This window comes from Alloalcanivorax balearicus MACL04 (assembly GCF_025532145.1).
Taxonomy (GTDB): Bacteria; Pseudomonadota; Gammaproteobacteria; order Pseudomonadales; family Alcanivoracaceae; genus Alloalcanivorax; species Alloalcanivorax balearicus.
This window is the reverse complement of record NZ_ARXS01000012.1, coordinates 31,737-43,062: the sequence shown is the minus strand read 5'-3', so window position 1 is coordinate 43,062 and position 11,326 is coordinate 31,737. Positions and strand designations below refer to the sequence as shown.

The 11,326-nt window shown below is 61.9% G+C and carries 11 protein-coding genes; 5 read left to right on the top strand and 6 right to left on the bottom strand.

Annotated elements, in window-relative coordinates; all coding sequences use genetic code 11:
* Positions 1-27 precede the first annotated feature (27 nt).
* From MA04_RS11685 to MA04_RS11670, 4 genes are read right to left on the bottom strand one after another with little or no spacing between them, the layout of a single operon-like run.
* Complete coding sequence (locus MA04_RS11685) at positions 28-807, bottom strand: enoyl-CoA hydratase/isomerase family protein (protein ID WP_262460596.1); 780 nt, start codon at positions 805-807, stop codon at positions 28-30.
* Between the two features lie 2 nt (positions 808-809).
* On the bottom strand, positions 810-2,420 hold the full coding sequence (locus tag MA04_RS11680; protein ID WP_262460594.1) for a carboxyl transferase domain-containing protein: 1,611 nt from the start codon (positions 2,418-2,420) through the stop codon (positions 810-812).
* A 2-nt stretch (positions 2,421-2,422) separates the two neighbouring features.
* On the bottom strand, positions 2,423-3,586 hold the full coding sequence (locus tag MA04_RS11675; RefSeq protein WP_163127706.1) for an isovaleryl-CoA dehydrogenase: 1,164 nt from the start codon (positions 3,584-3,586) through the stop codon (positions 2,423-2,425).
* Entirely contained in the window at positions 3,579-3,974 is a 396-nt protein-coding gene (locus MA04_RS11670; protein WP_014994783.1) for a MerR family transcriptional regulator, read from the bottom strand. The genes MA04_RS11675 and MA04_RS11670 overlap by 8 nt, the downstream gene beginning before the upstream one ends.
* 144 nt (positions 3,975-4,118) lie before the next feature.
* Between MA04_RS11670 and MA04_RS11665 the strand changes: the two genes are divergently transcribed.
* The 4 genes from MA04_RS11665 to MA04_RS11650 all read left to right on the top strand — a co-directional run bounded on the left by MA04_RS11665 (position 4,119) and on the right by MA04_RS11650 (position 8,096).
* Entirely contained in the window at positions 4,119-6,347 is a 2,229-nt protein-coding gene (locus MA04_RS11665) for a response regulator (RefSeq protein ID WP_262460590.1), read from the top strand.
* 2 nt (positions 6,348-6,349) lie between these two features.
* On the top strand, positions 6,350-7,042 hold the full coding sequence (locus MA04_RS11660; protein ID WP_262460588.1) for an NAD(P)H-binding protein: 693 nt from the start codon (positions 6,350-6,352) through the stop codon (positions 7,040-7,042).
* 92 nt (positions 7,043-7,134) lie between these two features.
* On the top strand, positions 7,135-7,617 hold the full coding sequence (rraA, locus tag MA04_RS11655) for a ribonuclease E activity regulator RraA (RefSeq protein ID WP_262460586.1): 483 nt from the start codon (positions 7,135-7,137) through the stop codon (positions 7,615-7,617).
* A gap of 71 nt (positions 7,618-7,688) precedes the next feature.
* Positions 7,689-8,096, top strand: coding sequence for a CBS domain-containing protein (locus MA04_RS11650; protein WP_262460585.1), 408 nt, complete (start codon positions 7,689-7,691; stop codon positions 8,094-8,096).
* A 51-nt stretch (positions 8,097-8,147) separates the two neighbouring features.
* Here the strand turns inward: MA04_RS11650 and MA04_RS11645 are convergent, their stop codons facing one another.
* Complete coding sequence (locus MA04_RS11645) at positions 8,148-9,128, bottom strand: malate dehydrogenase (RefSeq protein WP_163127711.1); 981 nt, start codon at positions 9,126-9,128, stop codon at positions 8,148-8,150.
* A 191-nt stretch (positions 9,129-9,319) separates the two neighbouring features.
* Positions 9,320-9,661: a phasin family protein gene (locus tag MA04_RS11640; RefSeq protein ID WP_262460584.1), complete on the bottom strand. Its 342-nt coding sequence runs from the start codon at positions 9,659-9,661 to the stop codon at positions 9,320-9,322.
* A 124-nt stretch (positions 9,662-9,785) separates the two neighbouring features.
* Between MA04_RS11640 and MA04_RS11635 the strand changes: the two genes are divergently transcribed.
* Positions 9,786-11,324: a carboxylesterase/lipase family protein gene (locus MA04_RS11635; protein ID WP_262460583.1), complete on the top strand. Its 1,539-nt coding sequence runs from the start codon at positions 9,786-9,788 to the stop codon at positions 11,322-11,324.
* The last annotated feature ends 2 nt before the right edge of the window (positions 11,325-11,326 follow it).

The window sequence follows — 11,326 nt, the reverse complement described above, 5'->3', positions numbered from 1 at the left end:
CCCCGGGGTTCCGTGGTCACCAACGAATCAGGAGGCGCTCCAGGCCGGCGCGCGTTTTTCGAGGAAGGCGGCGAGCCCTTCCTGGCCTTCGTCTCCGGTGCGCAGGCGGGCGATCAGTTCGGCGGTATAACCGATCAAGTTCTCGTCCAGTGGCTGCTCGTCGCTGCGCCGTACCAGATCGCGGGCCTCCAACTGAGCTTCCGGAGCGCCTTTCAAAAGAGCGTCAACCAATGCCTCCACGGTGGCGTCGAGCTGATCCTCGGCCACCACTTCGTGGACGATGCCCAGTTCCCTGGCGCGTGGCGCGGCGATCACTTCGGCGGTCATGAAATAGCGGCGTGCCTGACGGGGGCCCAGCGCACGGACCACATAGGGGGCGATCACCGCGGGCAGAATGCCGAGCTTGACCTCGCTCAGGCAGAAGCGCGCGTTGTCCGCCGCCACCGCCATATCGGCGGCGCAAATCAATCCCAGCGCACCCCCGAAGGCCGCGCCCTGGACCCGGGCGATGACCGGCTTGCCGGCCTGATCGATGCGCGCCATCAGCGCCGCCAGCCTTAACGCATCGCGCTGATTCTCTTCATGGTCCAGTTGGCCCATGGCTCGCATCCAATTGAGATCGGCACCGGCGGAGAAGTGTTTGCCGGCGGCATCGAGCACGATGACTCGGGCCTGGTCGTCGGCACCGGCCTGGTCGAAAGCGTCGATCAGGGACTCGATGACGGTGTTGTCGAAAGCGTTGCTTTTTTCCGGCCGGTTCAGGGTGATGCGGGCCACCGGCGCTTGCAGGGTCAGTTCTACACTCATGATTACATCCGGAATACGCCGTAGCGGGTGTCTTCAATAGGCGCGTTGAGGCTGGCGGACAGCGCCAGCCCCAACACGTCGCGGGTGTCCACCGGGTCGATGACGCCGTCGTCCCAGAGCCGGGCGCTGGCGTACCAGGGCGTGGCCATGGACTCGTATTGAGCGGTCATCTCTTCCTGGAAGGCCTGCGCCTGTTCCTCGCTCCAGCTCTCGCCTTTCTTTTTCAGCGAAGCCACCTTGACCTGGGTGAGCACGCTGGCGGCCTGTTCTCCGCCCATCACCGAGATGCGGGCATTGGGCCACATGAACATGAAGCGCGGGTCGTAGGCGCGGCCACACATGCCGTAGTTGCCGGCGCCGAAACTGCCGCCGGTGATCACGGTGAATTTCGGTACCCGGGCGCAGGCCACCGCATTGACCATTTTGGCGCCGTGCTTGGCGATCCCTTCCGCTTCGTATTTCTTGCCGACCATGAAACCGGTGATGTTCTGCAGGAACAACAACGGAATCTTGCGTTGATTGCACAGCTCGACGAAGTGAGCGCCTTTCAGCGCCGACTCGGAATAGAGCACGCCATCGTTGGCGAGAATGCCCACCGGTATGCCGTGAATACGGGCGAAGCCGGTGACCAGGGTGGTGCCGTAGCTGGCCTTGAATTCATCCAGTTCGGAACCGTCGACGATGCGCGCGATCAGCTCCCGGGCCGGCATCGGCGAGCGGGTGGTGGGCGGGATCAGCCCGTAGAGTTCCTGGGGATCATAGGCCGGCGCGCGGCTTTCGCGGATGTCGAGCTGTTCCGGTTTGCGCCAGTTGAGCCGGGCGATGCAGCGCCGCGCCAGATCCAGCGCATGGGGTTCGTCCTCGGCCAGATGATCGGCGACGCCGGATTGCTCGGCGTGCAGCGCGGCACCGCCCAGTTCCTCGGCGCTCACTACCTCGCCGGTGGCCGCCTTGACCAGCGGCGGGCCGGCCAGAAACACGGTGGAATGATTACGCACCATGATCACTTCGTCGGCCATGGCCGGCACATAGGCGCCGCCGGCGGTGCAGGAACCCAGCACCACGCTGATTTGCGGGATGCCGCTGGCGGACATGTTGGCCATGTTGAAGAAGATGCGGCCGAAGTGATCCCGGTCCGGGAACACCTCATCCTGGCGCGGCAGATTGGCGCCGCCGGAATCCACCAGATAGACGCAGGGCAAACGGTTTTCCGCGGCAATGGCCTGACAGCGCAGGTGCTTCTTCACCGTCAGCGGATAATAGCTACCCCCTTTCACGGTGGGATCGTTGGCGACGATCATGCATTCCACGCCGCTGATGCGGCCGATGCCGCCGACACAGCCGGCGGCGGGAACGTCCTCGCCGGGGTAAACCCCGTCGGCGGCCAGTGCGGACAGCTCCAGGAAGGGGGAACCGGGGTCCAGCAAGTACTGGATGCGTTCCCGCACCGGCAGCTTGCCTCTTTCCCGCAACCGCGCCTCTGCCGCTTCACCGCCGCCGTGGGCGATGTGCGCGAGCTTTTCCCGCAACTCCCCGCGCAGCTTCAGATTGTGTTCGCGGTATTGGTCAAACTCCGGCGCGCTCTTATTAAGATGACTGATAATTCTAGGCATTATTAGGCGCTCTCGTTGAACAATTCCCGGCCGATCAACATGCGGCGGATTTCGCTGGTGCCGGCGCCGATTTCATAGAGCTTGGCATCGCGCAGCAAACGACCGGTGGGGTATTCATTGATATAGCCGTTGCCGCCGAGACACTGAATGGCGTCGAGAGCCATCTTGGTGGCGTTTTCCGCGCAATACAGAATGACGCCGGCGGCGTCCTTGCGGGTGGTCTGGCCGGCATCGCAGCAGCGGGCCACCTGATACAGATAGGCGCGGCTGGCATTCAGGGTCACGTACATGTCGGCGAGTTTGCCCTGCATCAACTGGAATTCGCCGATGGCCTTGCCGAACTGTTTGCGTTCATGCACGTAGGGCACGACCACATCCAGGCAGGCCTGCATGATGCCGGTGGAGCCGCCGGAGAGCACGGTGCGTTCGTAATCCAGACCGCTCATCAAAACGCGAACGCCTTCGTTCAGTTTGCCGAGGATGTTTTCCTCCGGCACTTCGCAGTCCTCGAACACCAGCTCGCAGGTATTGGAGCCGCGCATGCCCAGCTTGTCGAGCTTCTGCGCCCGCGAGAAACCGGGGAAATCCCGTTCCACCAGGAAAGCGGTGATGCCGCGCGGTCCGGCGTTGATATCGGTTTTGGCGTAGATCACATAGGTGTTGGCGTCCGGTCCGTTGGTGATCCACATCTTGTTGCCGTTGAGTATGTAACGATCGCCTTTCTTCTCCGCGCGCAGGCTCATGCTCACCACGTCGGAGCCGGCGCCGGGCTCGCTCATGGCGAGGGCGCCAATATGCTCACCGCTCACCAGCTTGGGCAGGTATTTGGCTTTCTGCGCTTCGTTGCCATTGAGAAAAATCTGATTCACGCAGAGATTGGAATGGGCACCGTAGGACAGGCCGATGGATGCGGAGGCGCGGGAAATTTCTTCCATCACCAGGGTATGGGCCAGATAGCCCAGGCCGGCACCGCCATACTCCTCGGAAACGGTGATGCCAAGCACGCCGAGATCACCGAGTTTTTTCCACAGTTCGTTGGGGAACAGATTGTCGCTGTCCACCTGGGCGGCAATGGGCGCGATTTCGCGCCGGGCAAAGGCGCGAACACTGTCGCGCAGGGCATTCAGGGTTTCGTCGAAGTGAAAGTCCAATCCACCGTCATACATTATTGTTCTCCAATTGCATCATGGCCTCACGGGCCCGTTGTTCAGCCTCATCCATTTCCTGCTGCATGGCCTGGATGTCTTTGAGTTGCTGCTCGAGCATGGCCCGCTTTTCGGCGATTTTGCCGAGCAGGGCTTGTAATTGATGGCGGTTGTCCCCGGCGGGGATGTATAGCTGGATCAGCTCGCGGGACTCGGCCAGGGACAATCCCAGCCGCTTCCCGCGCAGAATCAGTTTGAGCGCGACGCGGTCGGAAGGTAGATAGATCCGGGTCTGGCCGCGCCGTTGTGGGTGCAGCAGGCCCTGATCTTCATAAAAGCGAATGGTGCGCGTGGTGATCTGGAATTCGCGGGCCAACTCGCCGATGCTGTAGGTCTTTTGTGTTGTCATGGTGGCAGCATAGGGGAAGTTTACGTAAACGTAAAGATGCTGTGGGTGAGTGCCTGACGGCGGACCTTCTTTGACCCGCGCGTCATTACGGTTGAATTTAATGACGGCAAGGCCTAACTTACGCCTGATCCGTATGTCGGCAGAATGACGGTGATATACAGAAAAGATCGCAAGGTCCTCAAGCGAGTGGATTACGGGGCCGCCAAGAACTCCCTGATGGGGGTGTTGGCGGCCCTTCTGGTTTATGCCCTGGTGACGGCCTGGGGCGGGGTATACCGGGCCCACGAACTGGAAACATTGATCGCCGGCGGCGCGGTGGTGCTGGTCACGGCCTTCCGGTTGTGGCTGATCGCCCGATTCGACGCCCTGTACGGCGCCGGACCGGCGCGCTGGCGCAAGCTGTTCGGCGCCGGGCTGATCCTGCACGCCCTGGTCTGGGGCGTGATGCCGGTGTGGCTGCTGTGGCGCACCGGCGCCGGCTTCAACTTCTTCGTGGTTATTCTCTATAACGTTGGTGTCACCACCGCTCTGGGCAGTTCCTGGATGGCGGGATTGCGCGTGCGCCAGCTCTACATCGTGCTGATGTTCGTGCCGATCCTGCTCGGGCTGTTCTTCTATGGCGGCATGAAAGAGTGGCTGCTGGTGGTCCTGGTTGGCGCCTACACCTTCTATTTGTTCCGTCTTTACCGGGGCCAGTATGAGCTGTTCTGGCACGCGGTGACCCGTGAACGGCGCGGCGAACAGCATGAGCGGCGGAGGGATCATCATGCCGGTACCGATATCCAGTTGAGCCTGGTCTACCGGCTGGCCCATGAGCTGCGCACACCGATGAACTCGGTAATGGGCATGATGTCGCTGCTGGAAGAAACCAAGCTTTCCGATGAGCAGCGTGAATATCTGCAGGCGGCGGGGCAGAGCGGAAAACTGATGCTGGCGCTGATCGACGACGTGCTGGACTACTCCCGTATCCTCACCGGCCGCATCGTGCTCAGCCCCGACTATTTCGATCTGCGTGGCACCCTGGAACAGGCATTGGAAGCGTTCGGCCCCATGGCCCAGAGCAAGGGCTTGGAATTGTCCGCGGTAATTGATCGCATGCTGCCACGGCGTGTACGTGGCGACCGTGACCGCTTCATGCAGGTGCTGACCAATCTGCTCAGCAACGCGGTGAAGTTCAGCGACAAGGGCGAAATCCGCCTGGACGTGGATTTCACCGAGGAAAGCGACAACGAAGGCGTGCTGCGTGTCAGAGTCAGCGACCAGGGCAGGGGCATGGATACCGATACGCTGCGCACCCTGTTCCAGGATCATTTCCTGGACGGCGCCCAGGACGCCTTCGCCGCCAAGCACATCGGCTTCGGTTTGTTGGTGTGTAAGGGGCTCACCGAGGCCATGGGCGGTTCCATTGGAGCGGAAAGCGTGGAAGGCGAGGGAGCTACTTTCTGGTTCACGGTTCGTCTGGGCATGCAGACTGACATGAATGAACCGCAGAAACTGCTGAGCGCCATGGACGGTTTGCAGGCGCTGGTGGTGGGCAGCGCGGGCGGCGCCCTGGCCGGTTTGCAGGAAGACTTCGAGGCGCTCGGCTGTCAATGCCAGGGTTCCCGTGATTATGACCATGCGCTGCAGGCGTTACGGGCCGGACAGCGCGAACAATCCGAGTTTCATTTGTTGCTGGTGGACACCCGGGAACGGCAGGAACTGGCCTTGAATCTGTGTCACAACGTGCTGGTGGATCCGGCCCTGAGACCGGTCAAACTGATTCTGATGTGTACCATCGAGGAACGGGCCCAGCCGGCTATCCAGCGTCTGGTGGAGCGCCACGGCCTGGTGGTGTTGGTGAAGCCAGTGCATCGCAGCGTCCTGCGCGGGGCTCTGGAGCGTCTGCTGGGGGTGCCGAGGGCGGTGCCGGTACGGGACCTGCCGCTGGAAAACGCGGAAGCTCTGGAGCGCCGCAGACATTTCCGCTTGCTGTTGGTGGAAGACAACGAGGTCAACCAGTTGGTCACCAAGGGCATGCTGGCGAAGCTGGGATATCAGGTAAAGACTTTCAGCAACGCACCGGCGGCTTTGTCCTTGTTGCAGCGCGAGACCTATGACCTGGTGTTGATGGATTGCATGCTGCCGGGAATGGACGGATTCGAGGCGACCAGAGTGATGCGCGAAAGCGAACGTCAGGAAGGCCGTTCGCGCACGCCGATCATCGCGATTACCGCCAACACCGCCGAGGGCGTTCAGGCCCGCTGTCTTGCTGCTGGAATGGATGACTTTCTCGCCAAACCGGTGCATCTTGAAGAGATGGAAACGGTATTGCGCCGCTGGTTGCCGCTGGGATCGGCAAGCGACGATCACGAAGTAGGCGAAGGAGAATAATAATGACCCGACGTGCTCTGGTGTTGGGCGCCACCGGGCTGGTGGGCCGGCACTGTCTGAGATTGCTGCTGGGCTGTAAGGCCTACGACGAAGTGCGAGTGCTGACCCGGCGTGAGGTGGAAGTGGAACACCCTCGCCTGCGGGAAAAAGTCATCGATCCGGAGCAGTTGGAGCAGGAAGGCGGCTTCTTCAAGGTGGACGACGTGTTTTGCTGTTTGGGCACCACCATGAAGCAGGCGGGTTCCCGGGAAGCCTTTGAACATGTGGACCACGAATTGGTGGTGCGCTGCGGGCACATGGCCAAGCAGGCCGGTGTGCGGCGTTTCATGGTGGTGTCCGCGCTCAACGCCAATGCCCACTCTTCGTTTTTCTATGCGCGGGTAAAAGGGCGCATGGAGCAGGATCTGGAGGCGCTTGGCCTGCCGCTGCTGGTCTTGATTCAGCCGTCCTTGCTGCGCGGCGACCGGCCAGAGAAGCGGTTGGCGGAAGACGTGGGCAATCTGCTCTCCCGGCTGCTGGAACCGGTGACCCGCTGGAGCGACGCGCATTGGTTGCCGGTGCCGGCGGAACGGGTGGCGCAGGCGATGGTGGGCATGGCGCTGATGGGCCCGGACGCCGGCGTCTACCGGGTGCGGTACCGGGATTTTCAGGTGTTCGCCGGCAAATTCCAGGGCCAGTTCCCGGCTCTGGCCTGACCTTACAGGGGCTTCGGCCGCGCGTCTCGTCTTGTTAATTGTTGATTCGCCCGCTGGTGGCCCCGCCGCAGCGGGCCTGCCAAGGAGTGAATATGACGTTGGTAACCTGCGATCTGTGTGACGAGCATGCCGACAAAGTGTCCGTGGTCACCGGGCTCAACTGGTTCAGCTACGGTGGCCGCCAGGCGTTTGGCGGCGAGATCGTAACGGTAAAGTGTTTCGAGGATAACTCCCGTGTGAAGGAGCATCTGGCCACCGACGGCAAAGGCAAGGTGCTGGTGGTGGACGGCGGCGGCAGCCTGCGCAATGCTTTGATCGGCGACATGATCGCTGAAAACGCGGTGAGCAATGGCTGGGAAGGCGTGATCATTTATGGCGCCTGCCGTGACGTGCAGGAACTGGCAAAACTGGATCTTGGCGTGGTCACTCTGGGGTGCGTGCCGATCAAATCGGTGCGCCGCGGTGAAGGTCAGTTGAACATCGACATTACCTTCGGCGGCGTTACTTTCCGCCCCGGGGATTTCGTTTACGCCGACGCCAATGGTGTGATCAGCTCCACCGAAGCGCTGCTGTGAATTGAGACCGCCCAGGGGGGGAGGTCTATTGGATACGTCTGTATCAAGGGAATGAAATCATGTGGAAAACAATGAAAGTAACGGACTATATGAAATGGGGTCCGCTTACGCTTGATCCGGGTGTCTCCCTGTTCGACGCCATGGGGCTGCTGTTGGAAAATCGTATTTCCGGGGCGCCGGTGGTGGAGCGGGGGATTCTGGTGGGGATGTTCTCTGAATCCGATTGTCTGCGCGGCATGCTTGAAGCCCGTTACCACGGTATCGATATCGGTGTGGTGGCGGATTACATGAGCCATGAATTACAGGTGCTGCCGGCCCAGGCCACGGTATTGGAGGCGATGGAAGTTTTCCTGCGCCATCACCGCCGCCGCCTCCCGGTAGTGGAGAACGGAAAATTGGTGGGGCAAATCAGTCGGCACGATCTTCTGCGTGCCATGATGGAGATGGCCGGGGAGAACGGCATCGTGTCTGAAGTGTGAGACCGGTTCACCGGGCCCGCGAGCGCGGGTCCGGTAAACACGGAGAGGCGATTACGGCAGCAGGTGGCTTACCGCGTCGCGCTCTTCGGCCAGTTCCTGCTCGGTGGCCTGCATCTTGGCTTTGGAGAACTCGTTGTTTTCCAGGCCCTGGACGATGCTCCAGTCGCCGTCCTTGCAGGTGCAGGGGAAGGAGTAGATCAGGCCTTCCTGGATACCATAGGAACCGTCGCTGTAGATCCCCATGGAAACCCAGTCACCTTCATCGGTGCCCAGCGCCCAGGAGCGCATATGGTCGATGGCGGCGTTGGCGGCGGAAGCAGCGGAGGAAGCACCGCGGGCCTTGATGATGGCGGCGCCACGCTGTTGCACGGTGGGGATGTAATCCGCTTCGTACCAGTCTTGCTCGATCTGATCGACGGCCACTTGACCGTCCACTTCGCAGTGATGCAGATCCGGGTACTGGGTGGAGGAGTGGTTGCCCCAGATGGTCATCTTCTTCACGTCGTTGACGGTCTTGCCCAGCTTGTTGGCCAACTGCGCCATGGCGCGGTTATGGTCCAGGCGGGTCATGGCGGTGAACTGACGCGGGTCGATGTCCGGCGCGTTGCGCTGGGCGATCAGAGCGTTGGTGTTGGCCGGGTTACCCACCACCAGCACTTTGATACCTTTGCTGGCGTTGTCGTTGATGGCCTTGCCTTGGGCGGAGAAGATCGCCGCGTTGGCTTCCAGCAGATCCTTACGCTCCATGCCCGGGCCACGGGGGCGGGCACCTACCAGCAGAGCGTAGTCGGCGTCCTTGAAGGCCACATTGGCGTCATCGGTTTGCACGATACCGGCCACCAGCGGGAAGGCGCAGTCTTCCAGTTCCATCACCACCCCTTTCAGGGCTTCCAGAGCGGGGGTGATTTCCAGCAGTTGCAGGATTACCGGCTGATCCTTGCCGAGCATGTCGCCAGAAGCGATGCGAAACAGCAGGGAGTAGCTGATTTGACCAGCGGCGCCAGTCACCGCCACGCGTACAGGTGCTTTCATGAAGGTCTCCTAGATCGTGGGGAGATGAAGTCGGCGCGCATTATAGAGGACCGCGCGGCCAAGCGCACGGACGGAAGGAAAAGAGGGGGTGGCGAAAAGGCATCGCGGTCCACCCCATGACTCGCTGGCACGCTTACACGCAACACGCTGTATTGGCGAGCAAGCGTGTTGCGTGTAAGCGTGCCGGCGTCTCAACCGGCGGCTTTCTGTTCGCGGGCCATTTTATTGACCTTGCGGCTGATGCGGTCCAGCTTTTTGCCCAGCGCGTCCATTTCGTCGCGGGTGGGCAGACCGAGCACATGGGCCAGATTGGCACGCCAGTCCTGCGGGGCCACGGCCTTGGCCTTGTCGCCGGCTTTGTCGCGCAGCGCTTCACCGGTTTCCACCAGCTCATTCAGCAGGCGCTCGCCGTTTTCGGTAATCCGATTCACGATTCCCCGGGCGGCTTTGTTAAGCTTGTCCGTTGTGGCGGACAGGCGCGTGCGCAGGCCGGTGGCTTCGGTTTGGGCTTCTGCTACGTCATGTTCACTCATTGAATGGCTCCTGTGCCAAGTCGTAAGCGTCGTGATAATGGCTACAAGTGTACGTTGAGTGCATTCGGGGCTCTTTTTTTCTGTCGAACAATTCGACAACCAGCCAAGTGCTAAGGAGAACAAGGTGGCGAATGAACAGACCGTGACCCTGTCGCAGGGCCGCTATCAGGGCGTACCGGGGGAGGGTGTCCACGAATTCCGGGGCGTGCCTTATGCATTGCCACCACTGGGCGAACGCCGTTTCAAGGCGCCCCAGCCGCTGCCCGACAGTGATCAGGCACAGCGGGCCGATCGCTATCCGCTGCCTTCCTTGCAGCGCCGCAACCCGCTGATGGGCGTGGAGGAATCCGGTGAGGACTGCCTGTATCTGAATATCTGGGTTCCCGAAGGCGAAGGGCCCTTTCCGGTGATGCTGTGGTATCACGGCGGCGGCTACACCGCCGGGTCGGTATCGCAGATGCTGTATAACGGCGCCGAGCTGGCCCGGAATGGCAAGGTGGTGGTGGTCAATGCCGCCTATCGGCTGGGCGCCCATGGCTTCGCCGATTTCGCTTCGGTATTGCCGGGCGCGGACAGCAACCTGGGGTTGCGTGATCAGATCGCCGCCCTGGAATGGGTGAATCGTCACATCGAGGCGTTTGGCGGCCGGGCCGACCAGGTGACCATTTTCGGCGAATCCGCCGGCGGTTTCAGCGTCGCCTCGCTGATGGCGGCGCCACGGGCGCGACCCCTGTTCCAGCGCGCCATCATCCAGTCCGGCGGCGCCGATTTCGTGCTGTCGCCGGAGGAGTCCCGGCGCGTCACCGAGGCGTTTCTGGCGGCGTTACCTGGCGAGGGCGATGTCGCCGATCGTCTGCGGCAGGCCGACGGTGAAGCCTGGCTGGCGGCACAGGGGGAGGCGCTGCGGACTTCGGTGGCACGGGGATTGCGGGATTCCACCCCCCAGTTCGGGATGAATTTTCTGCCGATGGTGGATGGTGATCTGCTGCCACAGGTTCCGATCCAGGCCATGGCCGACGGTGCCTGCGCGGATATCGAACTGCTCGCCGGGGTGTGCCGGGACGAATGGAATTTCTTTCAGTATTCCGGGCCGTTGGCCGGCTTTCCCACGGTGGAGCAGATGCGCGCCATGGACGATGCCGAGATTCAGCGCCGCTTCGAACGTGCCGCGCCGGGCAACGGCCAGCGCCTGTTCGACTACTATCGCGCCCACGTTACCCCGCACCCGCAGCGCAGCAACATGGACTGGTTTTCCGCCATGGAGAGCGACCGTCTTTTCCGGGTGCCGACGTTGCGTTTGCTGGACGCTCAGGCTGCCCGGCAGCCGCGCACCTGGGGGTTCCAGTTCACCTGGCCGAGCACCCAGTTCGGCATCCCCATGGGGGCCTGTCATGTGGTCGACGTGCCGTTCGTATTCGGCATTACCGATACGCCGGTGGGGCAGTACTTCACCGGTGGCGGCGAGCAGCCAAAACAACTGGCCCGCCGGGTGCAACAGGTGTGGAGCGATTTCGCCCACGGTGGTGGCGCTGACTGGACTGCCTGGAGCGAAAGCCGCCAGGTGCACCAGTTCGGGCCCGGCGACAGTGAAGCCGCGCTGTTGGACCAGGAGGGCGAAACCCTGTGGGAGGCGGTTATTCCACGCCCGGAGACTGCAAAATGATC

Excerpts from the sequence above, each read along its gene's own strand:
- MA04_RS11670 (WP_014994783.1), bottom strand. The coding sequence starts at position 3,974 with ATGACAACACAAAAGACCTACAGCATCGGCGAGTTGGCCCGCGAATTC.
- MA04_RS11685 (WP_262460596.1), bottom strand. The coding sequence starts at position 807 with ATGAGTGTAGAACTGACCCTGCAAGCGCCGGTGGCCCGCATCACCCTG.
- rraA (WP_262460586.1), top strand. The coding sequence starts at position 7,135 with ATGACGTTGGTAACCTGCGATCTGTGTGACGAGCATGCCGACAAAGTG.
- MA04_RS11640 (WP_262460584.1), bottom strand. The coding sequence starts at position 9,661 with ATGAGTGAACATGACGTAGCAGAAGCCCAAACCGAAGCCACCGGCCTG.
- MA04_RS11675 (WP_163127706.1), bottom strand. The coding sequence starts at position 3,586 with ATGTATGACGGTGGATTGGACTTTCACTTCGACGAAACCCTGAATGCC.
- MA04_RS11665 (WP_262460590.1), top strand. The coding sequence starts at position 4,119 with ATGACGGTGATATACAGAAAAGATCGCAAGGTCCTCAAGCGAGTGGAT.
- MA04_RS11645 (WP_163127711.1), bottom strand. The coding sequence starts at position 9,128 with ATGAAAGCACCTGTACGCGTGGCGGTGACTGGCGCCGCTGGTCAAATC.
- MA04_RS11650 (WP_262460585.1), top strand. The coding sequence starts at position 7,689 with ATGAAAGTAACGGACTATATGAAATGGGGTCCGCTTACGCTTGATCCG.
- MA04_RS11660 (WP_262460588.1), top strand. The coding sequence starts at position 6,350 with ATGACCCGACGTGCTCTGGTGTTGGGCGCCACCGGGCTGGTGGGCCGG.
- MA04_RS11680 (WP_262460594.1), bottom strand. The coding sequence starts at position 2,420 with ATGCCTAGAATTATCAGTCATCTTAATAAGAGCGCGCCGGAGTTTGAC.